Origin of the sequence: Pseudomonas brassicacearum subsp. neoaurantiaca (assembly GCF_013608025.1) — a bacterium.
In the GTDB taxonomy this organism is placed as follows: Bacteria; Pseudomonadota; Gammaproteobacteria; order Pseudomonadales; family Pseudomonadaceae; genus Aquipseudomonas.
On record NZ_VDLV01000064.1, the window covers coordinates 178,793 to 196,631 of the forward strand.

At 61.6% G+C, this 17,839-nt stretch carries 12 protein-coding genes and 1 pseudogene; 6 read left to right on the forward strand and 7 right to left on the reverse strand.

Annotated features, from left to right (window positions below):
* The first annotated feature begins 4 nt into the window (after positions 1-4).
* The 3 genes from FHK92_RS27120 (at position 5) to FHK92_RS27130 (ending at position 1,133) form a co-directional block, all read left to right on the forward strand.
* Entirely contained in the window at positions 5-274 is a 270-nt protein-coding gene (locus FHK92_RS27120) for a hypothetical protein (RefSeq protein WP_181290894.1), read from the forward strand.
* Positions 275-439: 165 nt separating this feature from the next.
* On the forward strand, positions 440-727 hold the full coding sequence (locus FHK92_RS27125) for a type II toxin-antitoxin system HigB family toxin (protein WP_181290896.1): 288 nt from the start codon (positions 440-442) through the stop codon (positions 725-727).
* Positions 728-731: 4 nt separating this feature from the next.
* Entirely contained in the window at positions 732-1,133 is a 402-nt protein-coding gene (locus FHK92_RS27130) for a helix-turn-helix domain-containing protein (RefSeq protein WP_181290898.1), read from the forward strand.
* 83 nt (positions 1,134-1,216) lie between these two features.
* On the opposite strand, the gene selO is transcribed toward FHK92_RS27130, so the two are convergent.
* From selO to FHK92_RS27145, 3 genes are read right to left on the reverse strand one after another with little or no spacing between them, the layout of a single operon-like run.
* Positions 1,217-2,680: a protein adenylyltransferase SelO gene (selO, locus tag FHK92_RS27135; protein ID WP_181290900.1), complete on the reverse strand. Its 1,464-nt coding sequence runs from the start codon at positions 2,678-2,680 to the stop codon at positions 1,217-1,219.
* Between the two features lie 37 nt (positions 2,681-2,717).
* Entirely contained in the window at positions 2,718-6,080 is a 3,363-nt protein-coding gene (gene mscK / locus FHK92_RS27140; RefSeq protein ID WP_181290902.1) for a mechanosensitive channel MscK, read from the reverse strand.
* 35 nt (positions 6,081-6,115) lie between these two features.
* Positions 6,116-7,858: a potassium/proton antiporter gene (locus FHK92_RS27145; protein ID WP_030140938.1), complete on the reverse strand. Its 1,743-nt coding sequence runs from the start codon at positions 7,856-7,858 to the stop codon at positions 6,116-6,118.
* Positions 7,859-8,564: 706 nt separating this feature from the next.
* Here FHK92_RS27145 and FHK92_RS27150 point away from each other — a divergent pair.
* A complete protein-coding gene (locus FHK92_RS27150; RefSeq protein WP_181290904.1) occupies positions 8,565-8,900 on the forward strand; it encodes a DUF6124 family protein in 336 nt (111 codons plus the stop codon).
* Between the two features lie 178 nt (positions 8,901-9,078).
* Here FHK92_RS27150 and FHK92_RS28235 read toward each other — a convergent pair whose 3' ends face one another.
* Entirely contained in the window at positions 9,079-9,951 is an 873-nt protein-coding gene (locus tag FHK92_RS28235; RefSeq protein WP_375154636.1) for a methyl-accepting chemotaxis protein, read from the reverse strand.
* A 30-nt stretch (positions 9,952-9,981) separates the two neighbouring features.
* Positions 9,982-10,701: pseudogene (locus FHK92_RS28240) on the reverse strand (MCP four helix bundle domain-containing protein); the annotation flags it as partial.
* Positions 10,702-10,957: 256 nt separating this feature from the next.
* On the opposite strand from FHK92_RS28240, the gene FHK92_RS27160 reads away from it, so the two are divergent.
* Together FHK92_RS27160 and FHK92_RS27165 are read left to right on the forward strand one after the other, a co-directional pair.
* The gene (locus tag FHK92_RS27160) at positions 10,958-11,188 is read left to right on the forward strand and encodes a hypothetical protein (protein WP_181290908.1); all 231 of its coding nucleotides are present in this window, start codon (positions 10,958-10,960) and stop codon (positions 11,186-11,188) included.
* On the forward strand, positions 11,185-11,487 hold the full coding sequence (locus FHK92_RS27165) for a cell division protein ZapA (protein ID WP_181290909.1): 303 nt from the start codon (positions 11,185-11,187) through the stop codon (positions 11,485-11,487). Before FHK92_RS27160 ends, FHK92_RS27165 begins: the two co-directional genes overlap by 4 nt.
* Before the next feature lie 218 nt (positions 11,488-11,705).
* On the opposite strand, the gene FHK92_RS27170 is transcribed toward FHK92_RS27165, so the two are convergent.
* Complete coding sequence (locus FHK92_RS27170; protein ID WP_181290910.1) at positions 11,706-13,508, reverse strand: acyl-CoA dehydrogenase; 1,803 nt, start codon at positions 13,506-13,508, stop codon at positions 11,706-11,708.
* 245 nt (positions 13,509-13,753) lie between these two features.
* Positions 13,754-17,707 carry a trifunctional transcriptional regulator/proline dehydrogenase/L-glutamate gamma-semialdehyde dehydrogenase gene (gene putA / locus FHK92_RS27175; RefSeq protein ID WP_181290912.1) on the reverse strand — a complete coding sequence of 1,318 codons (3,954 nt, stop codon included), beginning with the start codon at positions 17,705-17,707 and terminating at the stop codon, positions 13,754-13,756.
* Between the last annotated feature and the right edge of the window lie 132 nt (positions 17,708-17,839).

The following is a 17,839-nucleotide window of genomic DNA, read 5'->3' on the forward strand; positions in this document are numbered from 1 at the left end:
TCCCATGAGCACCCCTCAAGATCCAACCACCCCCCAGGCACTGGACAACCCCAATGACGACGGCTTCGTCCTCGGCACCGCCGGCCGCGACGAAGACCCCAACGCCGCCCCAGCCTATGCAACCGACAGTCGTCACGATCGCGATGAATTGACCCCGGAAGACGCTCGCGGCATGCCCGGTTATCCCGAGGAAAAACCGCAGGCGGAGCCGGCTGAAGAAGAGGCGGAATCAGGGATCGAGACGCCCGAACAGGGGAATGACAAGGCGGGGTGAGCAATGGCTCATACCTGCTCACATTTCTTCCAAATGATCAGAGCCTCCGGCGACTAGGCTGAAATTCTGCAAATCAACCCGTCTATCTGGCTGGCGCTATCGCAATTTGCGATGCGCCAGTTTTGTGTTTAACTCCCCTATAGCAAAATGCGATAAGGATGTTGCATGCATGTGATCACTGAGAAGCGCATTTGGGAGGCCAAGGAGAAATGGCCGCATTCTGCCAATGCGCTGGATCAATGGTATCGGCTGATCAAGCGCAACAGCCCGGCGGATTATGCGGCGATGAAGTCCATATTTCCGGCAACCGATAAGGTCGGTCCGCTACACGTGTTTGACATCGGAGGAAACAAGTTGCGGCTGATAGCGGTAATTCGATACCGACCCCAACGCCTCTATATCAAATGCGTGCTCGACCATCGGGAATACGATAGAGGCAAGTGGAAGGAGTAAAAGGATGAGTGCACTGATAGAACAAGTCGCTGCCCATTGGGAGTTCGTATCGCCTCTTCTGCGCAAGCCCAGGAGTGAGGAAGATTACGATCGCCTGGCCGGCGCCCTTGATGAACTGTTGGAACTGGTCGGCGAAGACGAAGCCCACCCGCTCATGAGCCTGGTCGACATTATCGGCGAATGGATCGAAGCCTGGGATCAGCAACACCGGCCAATGCCTAAGGTCAGTGGCGTAGAGGCGCTTCGTTACCTGATGCGTGAGCACGGTTTGAGCCAGAGCGATTTGCCAGGTGTCGGCGCCCAATCGGTGGTATCGGAAGTGCTGAGCGGCAAGCGCCAGCTGAATTTAAGGCAGATTCGCTGGTTGGCAGAACGCTTTGGCGTATCGGTTGAAACCTTTATTTGAAGGCTTGGATTGCTATCGGGGCTGCTTCGCAGCCCAGCGGGAGCAAGCTCCCTCGCCACGGGGTTAGGTGTCTGGCGGAAGGACTACGACGAGCAACTGATCTCCAGGTGCTTGCCCCATTCCGGCGGGCGCTCGGCGTAGCTGTCCATGCCCGGTTGTTCTTCGAACGGCTTGCTCAGCACCGTGTGCAGGCGGCGGACTTCTTCGTAGTCGCCTGACTCGGCGGCGTCGATGGCTTTTTGTGCCAGGTAGTTGCGCAGCACGTACAGCGGATTGACCGCATGCATGCGAGCGCGGCGCTGATCTTGATCGACCGGGCCTTCCCGGTTGACCCGGGCAACGTACAGCTCGGCCCAGGCGTCGAAACCCTTCAAGTCGACGAAGTCATCGCGCAAGGTGGCGACGGCTTGTTCCGGCGACCGATCGCCCAACCGGCGGAAGAACAGGTTGTAGTCAACGCCGCTGTTCTGCATCAGTTGCAGCAGGCGTTCCACCAGTTTCTGGTCCTCCTCTTCGGCGACGGTCAGGCCGAGGCGGCGGCGCATCAGGTCCAGGTAATGGGCCTGGTACAGCGGCAAGTACAAACCGAGGGTCTCGCGCAGGGCTTCGACGCTGATGAAAGGCGTCAGGGCCTGGGCCAGGGCGCTGAGGTTCCACTGGCCGATGGGCACCTGGTTGCTGAACGAGTAGCGGCCCTGGTCATCGGAGTGGTTGCAGATGAAGTTGGCGTCGAAGTCGTCGAGGAAAGCGAACGGCCCGAAGTCGAAGGTGATGCCCAGGATCGACATGTTGTCGGTGTTCATCACCCCGTGGCAGAAACCGTAGGCCTGCCACTTGGCGATCAGTTCGGCGTTGCGCTCGACGATTTCACGGTACATCGCCAGGTACGGCTCCGGCTGCTCCCGGCATTCGGCGAAGTGCAGGTTCAGTACATGCTCGGCCAGGGTGGCCTGCAGTTCTGGCTTCTTGGTGTAGTAGAAATATTCGAAATGCCCGAAGCGCACATGGCTGGGAGACAGGCGCAGCACCATGGCGGCGCGCTCCTGCTTTTCCCGCCATACGGGTGTGTCCGAGCCGATCACGCACAGCGCGCGGGTAGTCGGAATGCCCAAGGCATGCAGCGCCTCGGAGGCGAGGAATTCGCGGATCGAGGAGCGCAGCACCGCGCGTCCGTCGCCCATTCGCGAAAACGGCGTCTGGCCGGCACCCTTGAGGTGCAGGTCCCAATGCTCGCCGGCCTCGTTGTACACCTCGCCCAGCAGCAGCCCGCGGCCATCGCCCAGTTGTGGGTTGTAGTGGCCAAACTGGTGACCCGAATAGACCATGGCCCGCGGCTCGGTCTCGGCCCACAGCTTATGGCCGCCGAAGATCTCGGCGAACAGCGGTGTCTCGGCTTCTGCCGGCTCCAGGTCCAGCAGCGCCATGGCCGCCGGGCTGGCAACCACCAGGCGCGGGTTGTCGATGGGTTCGGGCAGCACGTGGGCCGAGAAACCGTCGCCCAGGCGGGCGAAACGGTTATCGAAGGTCAGCGTTTCCAGCGTTTTCATGGCCGTCTCCGGCGGGATGCCCGCAGGCACCCCGTTATCAGTCGAGCGCGTCCTGCGGCGGCTCGGGCACCGGCTTGATGCTGGCGACCGCCGAAGGCACGGGCGTGATGGTCTTTTTCTCGGGCTCGGCAGGCACCAGTTTGTATTCCTGGCCTTGGAGATTCTTCAGATAGATTTCCATCTGCCGGAAGGAGATGTTGATGTGCTCCTTCTTGAATTCCCGATTGATGAAACGGTTGATCTCGTCCAGCACCGGGTTGCGGTCGCCGAGGTCGCGCACGTGCATGCGCAGCTCATGGTCCAGGGTGCTTTCGCCGAAGTTAAGGAAGTACACGATCGGCTCCGGCTCCTTCAAGACGCGCGGATTGTCACGCGCGGCCTTGAGCAGGAGTTCGCGGACCCGGTCCAGGTCCGATCCGTAGTCCACGCCGAGTTTCAACGTGACCCGAGTGACGGTGTCGGTGAGCGACCAGTTGATCAATTGCCCGGTGATGAACGTCTTGTTCGGGACAATGATGTCCTTGCGGTCGAAGTCGGTGATGGTCGTCGCGCGAATGCGGATCTTGCTGACCGTGCCCGACAGGTTGCCGATGGTGATGGTGTCGCCGATACGCACCGGACGCTCGAACAGGATCATGATGCCGGAGATGAAATTCGCGAAAATCTCCTGCATGCCGAAGCCCAGGCCCACCGACAGCGCGGCCACCAGCCATTGCAATTTGTCCCAGCTCACGCCGAGGGTGGACAGCGTGGTGACGAAACCGACGCCGGCGATCACGTAGGACAGCAGCGTCGTGGTTGCGTAGGCGCTGCCCTGGGCCAGGTTCAGCTTCGACAGCACGAACACTTCCAGCAAGCCCGGCAGGTTGCGCGCCAGGGCGAAGGTGATGCCGATGATGATCAGCGCGCCGAGCATGTCGCCGATGCTGATGGGCACCATGCTCATGTTGACGCCGGTGCCGCTGGTGTATTCGTAGAGGGTGATGTTGTCCAGGTACGAGAACACACTGATCAGGTCCGACCAGACCCAGTACAGCGCCGCCATGAACCCGCCGAGCAAGGCGAGACGGATCAGGCGCAGGGACTGTTCGTTGACTTTTTCAATGTCGAGGGTCGGTTCCTCGACCACGGCTTCGCCATCGCCGGCCTCCTTGGCGGCCTGGCGCTTGGCCAGGGCGCGCTGGTAGGCCAGGCGTCGCGCCGCGACCGACAGGCCACGGACGAACGTGGCCTCGATCACCAGCCAGAACATCAGCAAGTACAGCGTGTTGATCAAGCGATCACTGAGTTTCAGCGCGGTGTAGTAATAGCCGAAGCAGACGGCGACGAACAATGCGATCGGCAACGCGGTGAACAGCACGCCGACGGCCTTGCGGAACAGCGAGGTGTTCTGGTGCGTCGGGCTGCTGAGCAGCAGTCGGCTGAGCAGCCAGGCCATCGAGGCGTAGCAGGTCAGCACCACCGGCATGCCGAGCACGTCATCGGCCAGGGCTGATGGCTGCAACTCCGCCACCGCCACCACGGCCACCAAGGCCAGGACCACCAGCCCGAGCCGACGGATCCAGCCCTGGAGGAATTCGACCTGGGGTTTTTCCCAACGGAAATGCAGCTCGGCGACGCCGCCCGGGGAGAGGATTCGATAGGCGGTGTAGAACACCAGCCAGGCCTGCCCGATCTGCAACAACGCCGCGCCGAGGTTGGTGTTCTGGCCGCGGGCGTCGATCTGCAAGGCGTAACCGCACAGGGCCAGTGCCAGGGCCACCGGCATCGCCAGCAGGATGTTGATCAGGATCGCCTGGGGCGTGTGCCATTGGCTGTCGCGCTTGAAGTGGCCGACATCCTGGTGGACCTTGTTCAGGCGCGCATACAGATTCTTGCGCCGCCACAGCAGCGCGCCGATCAACAGCGCCAGGGGCAGGAACAACAGCGGTCGCTGGGTCAGGCCATCGGCCAGTTCGCTGAGGCTTGAGGCCCAGGGCAGCGAATCAACTTGTTTTTCCAGGCGGGCCGGCACGCCACGCATCCATTCGAAATCCAGCGGTTTATTGCTGGGAATCCAGAACATCTGCTCCTCAAGGGTGGCCCGCAGACTCTGGGCAGTGCTGAGCAATTGTTTCTGGTTGAGCTGCAACGTGATGGATTCGTTGAGCACCGCGCTCAGTTCACGGTTCAGGCGGTCCAGCAGGTCGACCCGGGTCAGGGCCAGCTCCAGCAAGGCCTTGCGCAGTTGCGGAGTGGCTTGCTCGGACGGTTGGGACGCCAGCAGGCTGTCGACGTAAGCCCCAGGGTTGTTCAGCAACTCGCGTTGCTGGCTGACTTCGAACTGATACAGGCGAATGTCGGCGATCTGGTCGGCCAGGTTCTGGTCGAGCTTCAGGCGCGGCAGGGTCTGGCGCTGTTTGTAGAGAATCTTGGAGAGCAGCAGGCTGCCCTTGAGCACGCTGATCTGCTCGTCCAGCGCGGCATCGGTCTGGGTGACGCTGTCCAGCAATTGCTTGGTCTGCAGGTTCTGCTGGGTGACTTCGTTGAGGCGGTCAGTGCTTTTGAGCAGGTAGTCGGAGAGCTTCAGGTTGTTCGCGCTTTCGGTCGCCAGCAGGCTACTGCCGCCGGCCTTCTGCGCTTCGATGGATTGCTGCGTCACCGTTTCCTGGGACTGGGCCAGGCGTTTCTGGTTGATCAGGTTCTGCAGGTCCTGGATTTCCTGCTCCATGCGATCGATCTTTTCGCTCAGCAGGTCATGCTGGCCGTTGCCCAGGTCTTGCAGTTGGCTATTGCCGGCCAGTTCCTGGCGACGCAAGGGGATCAGCGCGTTGAGTGCCGCCAGCTCGGCGTTGAGTTGGTCGCGCTGCTCGGCGCTCAAGGCTTTGCCTGCATCCCTGCCGCTTTTGAGAGTGGCGTTGATCTGCTGGATCCGGGTCTGGCTGCTGGCGATTTCCGCCTGGGCGCGCTCGGGGCGGGTCTGGGCGGTGATGACCAGGCTGTTGGCATCGGCCAGGGCTTTTTGCAGGTCGCTCTGCTGGGTGGAACGCTCCGTCAGCATCTGTTCCAGCTGGGGAATCGGCAGGTTGGCGTAGCGTTGCGCCACCGGCACCACATTGGTGTTCTTGAGCCGTGCCAGCTCGCGCTGGTTCTCAATGTTCTGCTTGGGTGCGTTGGCCAACTGCTGCTTGAGGGCCACCAGCTTCTGTTCGTAGTCGGCTTTGTTGCTGAGCTGGGTCAGGGTGTTCTGCAAGACGGCCTGCAGGGCTTTCTGGTCGGCCTCCGGCAGTTTGCGATCGGCGATCTTGTCCAGGCTCGCCTGGACCGAATCGCTGGTAGGCGGTTCGGCGGCGTGCACCGTGCAGATGGAAAGACTCAGGCCGAGCAGGGCGATGGCGAAAAAGGAGCGCAGGGTAGGCATAGAGACCGGTCAAGCAAGTGAGAATGGGGAGCAGTTTAGAGGAACAAGCCGGGACCCGGGCGACTTCCTTCGGGGAATCTGACGCCCACTTTGCCGATCTTGTTCCCGTCCATGACCGCGACGGTCCACAGGGTGTTGTTCCAGTCCACCTGGTCACCGACTACTGGCGCACCGCCAACTTTCTGGGCAATGAAACGGCCCAGGGTCATGTCCGGATCGATGCCGTCCAGCTTCAACCCGTAGAGGGCTGCGACCGCGGCCAACTGGGCATCTCCTTCGAGCACGAAGTCGCCGAAGAAGCGCAAATCCAGACCCCGTTGCGGTGCCTGGCTGAACAGTTTTCCAAGGGCTGGCAAGTCGTGTTCATGGCCGATAACACACAGCAAATCATCGACTTCCAACACCGTACTACCCGACGGATGGAGCAGTTGCTGGCCACGAAACAGGGCCGCGATGCGGGTTCCGTCGGGCATTTTCAGGTCCCGCAACGGTGAGCCGATGCACCATTTCTCGGCACCGAGGCGATAAATGAACAGTTCCCACTCGCTGGTGACATGCACTTCCAGCGCCGCCCGGGAAATCGGCAAAGGCTCCGGCGGGACCGTTACATGCAACAGCTTGGCGACCCACGGCAGGCTCGTTCCCTGCACCAGCAGCGAGACCAGCACGATAAAGAATGCCAGGTTGAAATACAGCTGCGCGTGGGGCAAACCGGCCATCAGCGGGAACACCGCAAGAATAATCGGCACCGCGCCACGCAGGCCGACCCAGGAAATAAAGGCTTTTTCACGACCGTGAAATGCCTTGAATGGCAACAGCCCGACCATGACCGACAGCGGCCGGGCGAACAGGATCATCCACAAGGCCAGGCCAAGGGCGGGCAGGGCGATGGGCAGCAGGTCGTGGGGGGTGACCAGCAGGCCCAGCACCAGGAACATGCCGATTTGCGCCAGCCAGGCCATGCCGTCGAGCATATGAAGGATGCCGTGGCGGCTGCGCACCGGGCGATTGCCCAGCACAAGGCCGCACAGGTACACCGCCAGGAAACCGCTGCCGTGCAGGGCGTTGGTCAGGGCGAACACCGCCAGGCCGCCGCTGATCACCAGGATCGGATAGAGACCGTTGGCCAGGTTGATGCGGTTGACCAATTGCAGCATCAGCCAACCGCCGCCCAGGCCGAGCAGCGCACCGATACCGAACTCGCGCACCAGATGCCCGAGCAGGCTCCAATGCAGGCCGGTTTCACCGCTGGCGAGCATGCCGATCAGCGTGACGGTCAGGAACACCGCCATGGGATCGTTGCTGCCGGACTCGATTTCCAGCGTGGCGCTGACCCGCTCGTTCAGGCCTTTGCCGCCGAGCAGCGAAAACACCGCCGCGGCGTCGGTGGAGCCGACAATCGCGCCGATCAGCAAACCCTGGATCAGGTTCAGGTTGAACAGCCACGCCGCCGCCATGCCGGTCAGCCCCGTGGTGATCAGTACGCCCACCGTCGCTAGCGACAACGCCGGCCACAACGCCACGCGAAAGCTCGAGACCCGCGTGCGCAAGCCACCGTCCAGCAGGATGACCGCCAATGCCAGGTTGCCGACCAGATAGGCCGTTGCGTAGTTGTCGAAAAGAATGCCCGCGCCATCGACGCCGGCAACCATGCCCACGGCCAGGATGATCACCAGGATCGGGATGCCCAGGCGGGACGAAAGAGAACTCACCAGGATGCTCGCACCCACCAGCAACGCGCCGATCAAGAACAGGCTGTTGATGGTCGTCGCGGTCAAAGGCAGTACTCCGGGAATCAAGGGACAGGCACAAACTGACCATGCAGTCTGCGTGCCAGCGATTCTAACCTGTTGAAATGTGATGCTGTCAAAAAAGGTTGGGAGCTAGGAGGCTGGGCACAGCTCTTGTGGCGAGGGGATTTATCCCCGCTGGCTGCGAAGCAGCCCCCATTACTGTGCTGCCATGCGGTTAGCAGGCGAGCGCTTCGCACTCGAGCGGGGATAAATCCCCTCGCCACAAGGGATGGTCGACGATGAATAGCGAGGGCCGCTGCGCGGCCCAGCGGGAGCAAGCTCCCTCGCCACGAGAGCCAGTTCAGGTGGCGGGCGGACTGTACGCAATCTGTTTCGGTGTGGGAGGGCTGGATGGGGTTTGTCGTAGGAATGGACTGAAGGAATGTTCCCCATTGACTTGCAGGACATTTCCTAGAAAATTCCAGCCTCTTGCGCCTGCCGGTTTCGGTGCCTAGGCTGTGCTCACCGCTGCCAATCAGCGGTCGGGTTTAGCAGCTCGGAGTTACGTTAGGCGCATGGCAACTGCCATTCAGTGCGGGCATTTTTTTGCTCGAATTTTTATGGCGGCTGTGCGCAGGGCATCCTCGGGTGCGCCGGTTTCCTAACGTACCGGTCTGCTAACCTGCGCATGGCTGCCACCTCTTCGTTTAGCAGCGACCGTGGCGGCTCTCACTTACGTTAGGAGCATTCCATGGACAAACTCATCCCAGACCCACCCCCGCTGCATCTGGACATCGCGGCTGACGCCAATGCCGAGCGTGTCATTGATTCCTATCTGAACCCCAAGCCCGCCCAGCCTGACAAGAAACCCGCTCCGGACCAGCTATTCACTGTCGTGGAGGGCCTCGATGCCGAAAGCCTATTAGCCAACCTCAGTGAAACCCTGGCCTCAGCCAATGCGATGGCGGGCGATCTGGCGTTCGACCTGGACGGCTCGCGGCGACACGTTGCGCTGGGGCTGCAACAGTTGATCGAACTAGGAGAGTTATTGGCAAACCGGGCGTTGGATGTCGTCGATCCCAGGTAGAAGCCTTGGGTTTGATCGAGAACACTGTGGCGAGGGAGCTTGCTCCCGCTCGGCTGCGAAGCAGTCGTCGCTTTTAAAGGACGGGGCCGCTGCGCAGCCCAGCGGGAGCAAGCTCCCTCGCCACAAAAGCTGGATTGTTGATCACCCACTGTCTGCGGGCAATCAACCGATACGCGGGTTAAACGCTGAACCGCCCAACCATGCTGTTCAAATCCACGGCCAGGCGCGACAGCTCGGCGCTCGCGGCGCTGGTCTGGTTCGCGCCGGTGGCCGATTGCACCGACAGGTCACGGATGTTCACCAGATTGCGGTCCACTTCACGGGCCACCTGGGCCTGTTCTTCGGCGGCGCTGGCGATCACCAGGTTGCGTTCGTTGATCTCGACGATGGCGCTGTTGATGGTGTCCAGAGACATGCCGGCACCGCGGGCGATGTTCAGCGTCGATTCGGCGCGTTCGGTGCTGTTGCGCATCGAGTCCACGGCCTGTTCGGTGCCGCTCTGGATGCTGCCGATCATGCGTTCGATTTCGCTGGTCGACTGCTGGGTGCGATGGGCCAGGGCGCGGACTTCGTCGGCAACCACGGCGAAACCACGACCGGCTTCACCGGCACGGGCGGCTTCGATGGCGGCGTTCAGGGCCAACAGGTTGGTCTGGTCGGCCAGGCCACGGATGACGTCGAGCACCTTGCCGATGTCGCGGGACTCATCGGCCAGGTTGCCGATCAGCGTGGCGGTGCTTTGTACGTCGGCGCTCATGCGTTCGATGGCGCCAACGGTTTCCTGCACCAGGTCGCGGCCGTCGCCTGCCGAGGTGGTGGCGTTCCTGGACGCTTCGGAGGTGCTGACCGCGTTGCGGGCAACTTCTTCCACGGCGCTGGTCATCTCGTTGACCGCGGTGGCGGCTTGTTCGATTTCGTTGTTCTGCTGGGTCAGGCCACGGGCGCTTTCCTCGGTGACGCTGTTGAGCTCTTCAGCGGCGGAGGCCAGTTGCGTAGCCGAGCCGGAGATTCGTTGCAGGGTGTCACGCAGTTTGTCCTGCATGGTCGCCATGGCGCGCAGCAGGCGGCCGGCTTCGTCGCTGCCATCAACGGTGATCGGCCGGGTCAGGTTGCCCTTGGCGATTTCTTCGGCGGCGTCCAACGCGTTGGCGATCGGCTTGGTGATGCTGTTGGTCAGCAGCCAGGCGAAGAGCAGGGTCAGGCCAGTGGCAACGATCAACATTGTCACGACCCAAGTGAAAGCGGTCGAGTACTGCTGCGCCGCGCCTTTATAAAAGTCTTCTGCTTGCAGGTTGTTGATCTCGGTCAGGCGAGCCAGGACCGCGTTGACAGCTTCCGAATTGGTCTGCAGGTCGTTGCTGAGCAGGGTCCGCAGCTCATCGACTTGGTTGTTGCGCGCAAGGGTCTTCATGCGCTCTTCAAGCTGACGGTACTGATTGAGCAACTGCACGTATTGGTCGTAGGCGGCCCGCTCATCCGCAGCGCTGATGAGCTTTTCATAAGCGCTTTGAGCTGTACGGATCTGCTGGTTGCGTTGTTCAAACAGATCGAAGATCTGCTGGACGTCCGCTTCGCGGTTCGTCAGCAAGCGATACGACAGCACGCGCAGGCGCAGGGTCAGTTGGGTGAATTCGTTCAGGGCCTTGATGCTCGGCACGCTGTTTTCGACGATGTTTTCGCCGGACGTGCGGATCTTGCTCATCTGGCTCAAGGCAAACACGCCCAGGGCCAGCATCAGGGCGCCGATCAGGGCAAACCCCAGGAACGCCCGTGGCGCGATGTTCATATTACGTAAGGACATGGAAATTACCGTGAAGAAGCGCGTCCGTGCGGGGTTGTGACTGGTTAACTGGCTTATCGGTCCTGCGACTGAAGTCTTGAGGGCGCTGCGTGCTTTTGTCGCATTCCGGCGTCGATGGAGCGACGAAGGGTCGGAACCAGATCCCTCCTGCACAGTCTTTACAGCTCGCGAGCGGTGCGCCGCTGCCTCTAAGTCGTGGCGTCGACGATGACTTTTCTTTATCGTACGCGCCCCTGGAAAAAGCCTGGAAATCAATATGTTGGAAGCATCCCTGAGCCAACTGGAGCAACTGGTCACTGACCTGGTGCAACAGAACCGTCACCTCACCGGCCTGAACGAAACCCTGAGCGCCGAACTGGCCAAGGCCAAGGATGAAAACGAAAGCCTGCAACTGAGCTTGATGGAGCAGGAAGAATTGAACGGCAGCACCGCTGCCCGCATCCAGACCCTGATCGAGCGCGCCAGCAGCGCAACGGTTGGCGCATGAAGCACGGCGCCGATGGGGTCACGGTCGTCTCGATCCTGGGGGAAGACTATTCAATCAAGGCGCCGGCCGGGCAGGAGCAGGCGCTGTTGGACGCCGCTTCGATGCTCAAGGCGGCCCTGGCCGATACCAAGCGCAAATACCCGACATTGATCGGCGACCGCCTGCTGGTGCTGGCGGCCATGAACCTGTGTTCGCAGCAGATCGAAATGCAAAAGCAACACCAGGCGGAGCTCGATCGATGCCAGGAGCAGGTCAGCGCCACGGTCGAGGTGATTGCCAAGACGATTCAGCAGGCCTGACCTTCATAAGGCCTGATATGGGTGGCGATCCAGTTGTAGGAGCGAGCCTGCTCGCGAATGCGGTGTGTCAGTTGCGTTAGATTTGTCTGATCCACCGCTTTCGCGAGCAGGCTCGCTCCCACAATGAATCGGCGGTGTACGCCGATCTTGTGTTCGCTCGGAACCCCTGTAGGAGTGAGCCTGCTCGCGAATGATTCAGCTACGCAGCTAAATCTGGCTCAGAACCACTCATCCCGCATCCCCAGGCACGTATCATCCCGCGCCTCGAGCAGCGTTAGTTCATGCTGGCAACCCGGCACTTCCCAGGTCAGGAAGTAGCGCGCCGCTTGCTGCTTGCCTTTGTAGAAATCGACATCCGCCGCGTTCCCCTTGGCCAACCCTTCCTCGGCACGAATCGCCTGTTCCAGCCAGCGCCAGCCGATCACCATGTGCCCAAACACCTTCAAGTACAGCGCCGAATTAGCGAGGCTGCTGTTGACCTTGCCTTGGGCCAGGTCGGTCAGCAGGCCAAGGGTGACTGTTTGCAGGCGTGCCACCAAGGCTTCCAATGGCTGACGCAAGGGCGTTAACGATTCGTACGCTTGGGCGCGTTCGGTGGTGTCGGCCACCAGGCGAATCAATTGCTTGAGCCCGGCACCGCCGTTTTGCGCCAGTTTGCGACCCAACAAATCCAGGGACTGGATGCCGTGGGTGCCCTCATGGATGGGGTTCAGGCGGTTGTCGCGGTAATACTGCTCCACCGGGTATTCGCGGGTGTAACCGTGACCGCCGAGGATCTGGATCGCCAGTTCGTTGGCCTTCAGGCAGAACTCCGACGGCCATGACTTGACGATTGGCGTCAGTAGGTCGAGCAATTCATGGGCGCGCCGGCGCTCGGTTTCGCTTTCCAGCGTGGTGGTGTCGTCGAACAACCGGGCCGCGTACAGGCCGAGGTCGAACGAACCTTCCACGTAGGCCTTTTGCGTCAGCAGCATGCGACGTACGTCGGCGTGCTGGATGATCGGCACCGGCGCGGTGGTCGGGTCCTTGCTATCGGGTACGCGGCCCTGCGGGCGCTCGCGAGCGTACTCAAGGGAATATAAATAGCCGGCGTAACCCAGCATCACCGCACCCATGCCGACGCCGATCCGCGCCTCGTTCATCATTTGGAACATGTAGCTCAGGCCGTGGTGCGGTTTTCCTACGAGGTAACCGACACATTCGCCGTTGTCGCCGAAGTTAAGCGCCGTGGAGGTGGTGCCTCGCCAGCCCATCTTGTGAAACAAACCGGCCAACAGCACATCGTTGCGCTTGCCCAGGCTGCCGTCGTCGTTGACCAGGAACTTGGGCACGATAAACAGCGAGATGCCCTTCACACCCGGCGGCGCGTCCGGCAATTTCGCCAAGACCATGTGCACAATATTTTCCGACAACGGATGGTCGCCGCCGGAGATAAAAATCTTGTTGCCCTTGAGCCGATAGGTACCGTCGGATGCCGGCTCTGCGCGTGTACGAATATCCGACAGCGATGAACCCGCGTGAGGTTCGGTCAGGGCCATGGTGCCGAAGAAGCGACCGTCGATCATCGGCTGCAGGAAGCGTTGTTTCTGGTCATCGCTGCCGAAACTCTCGATCAGGTTCGCCGCGCCCATGGTCAGGAACGGATAGGATGTCGAAGCGGCGTTGGCCGACTGGAAATGCGCGAAGCAAGCCTGGGACAGCAACGTCGGCAGTTGCATGCCGCCCGCCTCGAAGCTGCGCGCGGCGTTGAGGAAACCTGCCTCGAGGAAGGCATCCACCGCCGGTTTCACCTCGGGGATCAGGATGGCCTGGCCGTTTTCGTAGCGCGGTTCGTTTTCGTCATTCTTGCGGTTGTGAGGGGCGAAATATTTTTCGGCGATGCTGCGCGCCGTGCCGATGGCCGCGTCGAAGGTTTCGCGGTTGTGCTCGGCAAACCGTTCGCGCTGGGTCAGGCCCTCGGCATCAAGGACTTCATACAGCTCGAAAGCCAGATTGCGGGAACTGAGCAGCGTCTCGGACATGGCGGCCTACCTTTTCTTGGGATGGGCCGAGTCTAGGGGGGCTGATATAGGCTGAACAGGATGATTGATGACAGTGATGCAGAGGTGGGGGCGACACTAATCAAAACGGTGGGAGCGAGCTTGCTCGCGATAGCGGTGTACCAGTCGACAACATTCCTGACTGACCCACCGCTATCGCGAGCAAGCTCGCTCCCACAGGGATTTGTATTGCCAGGCACCTATTGCAGGTGCCTGGTTTGCAGCGTTTAGCCGATGGTCATCAGGCTGGCGTTACCACCCGCCGCTGCGGTGTTGACGCTCAGCGCGCGTTCGATCACCAGACGTTCCAAGGCAATGTTGGTTTCGCCCTGAGACAAACCATGCACCCCGACGATAGCCCCGGCGCGCTTGGCAACCTGCTGGCAGACACCGCGCAGTTGATCCGAATCGCCGTGATGCAGGACCGCGTCGAACACCACGTCGTCCTTGGTCCAATCGGCAACCCGTTGGATGCGTGCCTGGATTTCCTTCGGCAAGCGTGCAAACACGGCCTTGCTGGTGTCGGTTTCCGGCCATACAGCCGAGCCGCCCACGGCCAATACGGCCGCCAGTTGCGTCAGCAAATCACCTTCCACGTCCGCCAGGCACAGCACGTGCTCGCGCGGCAGGATGGCGTAGCTGTTGCGTTCGCCGGTCGGACCCGTCAGTTGGCGGGTAATGCCGCTCTGCGACTGCGCGGCGAACTGCACGCACAGGGCGCTCAGTTCGGCGAGCTTCTGGCTGTCTGCCCAGGCTTGCAGGGCGGTCAGCGGCTTGCTCATGGCGTCGCGCAAACGCAGGTCCGGCGCGGCCAAGGCATCGCCACGGACGAAGGATTGCTGGATCGCATCGGTAGGACGGGTCGACAGCAGGCGGTACAGGTACAGCGGACCGCCGGCCTTCGGACCGGTGCCCGACAGGCCTTCGCCACCGAACGGCTGCACACCGACCACGGCGCCGACGATGTTGCGGTTCACGTAGACGTTGCCGGCATGGACGTTGTCGATCACCTTGGCGATGGTTTCGTCGATACGGGTGTGGACGCCAAGGGTCAGGCCGTAGCCAGAAGCGTTGATCTGATTGATCAACTGGTCCAGCTCCTTGCGCTTGTAGCGCACCACGTGCAGCACCGGGCCGAAGATCTCGCGCTGCAGCTCATCGAAGCTTTCCAGCTCGATCAGCGTCGGCATCACGAAGGTGCCGCGCTTGCATTCGTCGCTGTCGGCAATCGCCATCTGGTACACGGTGCGACCTTTGTCACGCATGGCCTGGATGTGCTTCTCGATGCCGGCCTTGGCCTCGGCGTCGATCACCGGGCCGATGTCCACGGACAGGCGCTCCGGGTTGCCGAGGCGCGATTCGGCCATGGCGCCCTTGAGCATTTCGATGACACGGTCGGCGGAATCTTCCTGCAAACACAGCACGCGCAGGGCCGAGCAACGTTGGCCGGCGCTGTCAAAGGCCGAGGACACCACGTCGATGACCACTTGTTCAGTCAGGGCCGAGGAGTCGACGATCATCGCGTTCTGGCCGCCGGTTTCGGCGATCAGCGGGATCGGCCGGCCCTGATTGTCCAGGCGTCCGGCGATGTTGCGTTGCAACAGGCGGGCGACTTCGGTGGAACCGGTAAACATTACGCCTTTGACGCGATCGTCACCTACCAGGCGGGCACCGACGGTTTCGCCACGGCCCGGCAGCAATTGCAGGACGCCTTCGGGAATACCTGCTTCGAGCATCAGGCGCACAGCCTGGGCCGCCACCAACGGGGTCTGTTCGGCGGGCTTGGCCAGGACCGGGTTGCCGGCGGCCAGTGCGGCGGCGACTTGGCCGCTGAAGATTGCGAGCGGGAAGTTCCATGGGCTAATGCAGACCACCGGGCCCAGTGGGCGGTGGGCATCGTTGGTGAAATCGTTGCGGGCCTGCACTGCGTAATAACGCAGGAAGTCCACCGCTTCACGCACTTCGGCAATGGCGTTGGCGAAGGTCTTGCCGGCTTCCCGGGCCAGCAGGCCCATCAGCGGCTGGATCTCGCCTTCCATCAGGTCGGCGGCACGTTCGAGGATCGCGGCGCGTTCGGCCGGCGGCGTGGCCTGCCAGATCGGTGCGGCATTGAGGGCGCACTGGATGGCGTTGTCGACGTCTTCGACCGTGGCTTCCTGGACGTGACCGACCACGTCGCGATGATCGGCCGGGTTCAGTACCGGCGCCGGGGTTCCTTCGCTGGCGGCGCAACCGAGCATCGGCGCGGCTTTCCAGTCGTTATGGGCGGTAGCGAGCAGGGCACAGGACAGCGAGGCCAGGCGATGTTCGTTGGCCAGGTCGATGCCGCTGGAGTTGGCGCGTTCGCTGCCGTACAGGTCGCGTGGCAGCGGGATACGCGGATGCGGCAGGCCGAAACCGCCTTCCAGGGTTGCCATCTGCTCGATGCTCGCCACTGGATCGGCCACCAGTTCCTGGATGGAAATGGACTGGTCGGCGATACGGTTGACGAACGAAGTGTTCGCGCCGTTTTCCAGCAAGCGGCGTACGAGGTAGGCCAGCAGTGTTTCGTGGGTGCCAACCGGAGCATACACACGGCACGGACGGTTCAGCTTGCCTTCGGAGACTTTGCCTACAACCTGTTCGTACAGCGGTTCACCCATGCCGTGCAGGCACTGGAATTCGTACTGGCCCGGGTAATAGTTCTGACCGGCGATGTGGTAGATGGCCGACAGGGTATGGGCGTTGTGCGTGGCGAACTGCGGGTAGATGACTTCCGGCACCGACAGCAGTTTGCGGGCGCAAGCGATGTAGGACACGTCGGTGTACACCTTGCGGGTGTAGACCGGATAGCCTTCCAGGCCTTCGACCTGGGCGCGCTTGATCTCGCTGTCCCAGTAGGCGCCTTTTACCAGGCGGATCATCAGGCGATGACGGCTGCGACGAGCCAGGTCGATCACATAGTCGATCACGTACGGGCAACGCTTCTGGTACGCCTGGATCACAAAACCGATGCCGTTCCAGCCGGTCAGTTGCGGCTCGAAGCACAAGCGCTCAAGCAGATCCAGGGACAGTTCGAGGCGGTCGGCCTCTTCGGCGTCGATGTTGAGACCGATGTCGTATTGCTTGGCCAGCAGGGTCAGCGACAGCAGGCGCGGGTACAGTTCGTCCATCACGCGTTCGTACTGGGCGCGGCTGTAGCGCGGGTGCAGGGCCGAGAGCTTGATGGAAATGCCCGGGCCTTCATAAATCCCACGACCGTGGGACGCTTTGCCGATCGAGTGGATGGCTTGTTCGTACGAGGCCAGGTATTTCTGGGCGTCATGCTCGGTGAGTGCGGCTTCACCCAGCATGTCGTAGGAATAGCGGAAGCCTTTGGCTTCGAACTTACTGGCATTGGCCAGGGCTTCGGCGATGGTTTCGCCGGTGACGAACTGTTCGCCCATCAGGCGCATGGCCATGTCGACGCCCTTGCGGATCATCGGCTCGCCGCTCTTGCCGATGATGCGGCTCAGCGAGGAGGTCAGGCCTGCTTCGTTATGGGTGGCGACCAGTTTGCCGGTGAGCAGCAAGCCCCAGGTGGCGGCGTTGACGAACAGCGACGGGCTGTTGCCCAAGTGCGGCTGCCAGTTGCCGGTGCTGATCTTGTCGCGGATCAGCGCGTCGCGAGTGCCTTTGTCCGGGATGCGCAGCAGCGCCTCCGCCAGGCACATCAGCGCTACGCCTTCCTGGGACGACAGGGAAAATTCCTGCAGCAAGCCCTGAACAATACCGGCACGACCGCCGGCACTTTTCTGGTTACGCAGTTTTTCAGCAATGGAAGCCGCCAGCTTGTTGGTGGCTTCGGCCATTTCGGCCGGCAGGCGGGCCTGCTCGATCAGCATCGGCACCACTTCCGGCTCAGGGCGACGGTAAGCGGCAGTGATGGAGGCGCGCAGGACCGACTGCGGCAGGATGCTCTCGGCAAATTCGAGGAAGCATTGGTGAGCGTGGTCGACCTGCACGTCGCCAGCGTCATCGCTGTCGGCGCGAGGGGAACCGTTCAGCTCGGTCAGGGTTGCACCACCCTCGAGTTTTTCCAGGTAATTGAAAATCGCCTGCTTGATCAGCCAGTGTGGCGTGCGATCAATCGAGGTTGCGGCCGCCTTCAGGCGTTCGCGGGTCGGGTCGTCGAGTTTGACCCCAAGGGTGGTGGTAGCCATATTTTTATCCTCATGTTTGCCACGTACCGCGTGGCATCAGCTGGCGGCAAGATTAGCTGCGGGATGAATGAGGTGCAACCGGGTGCAACCTGTTTTTTGTCGAAATAATGAGCAGCTCATCAGGAAGCACAG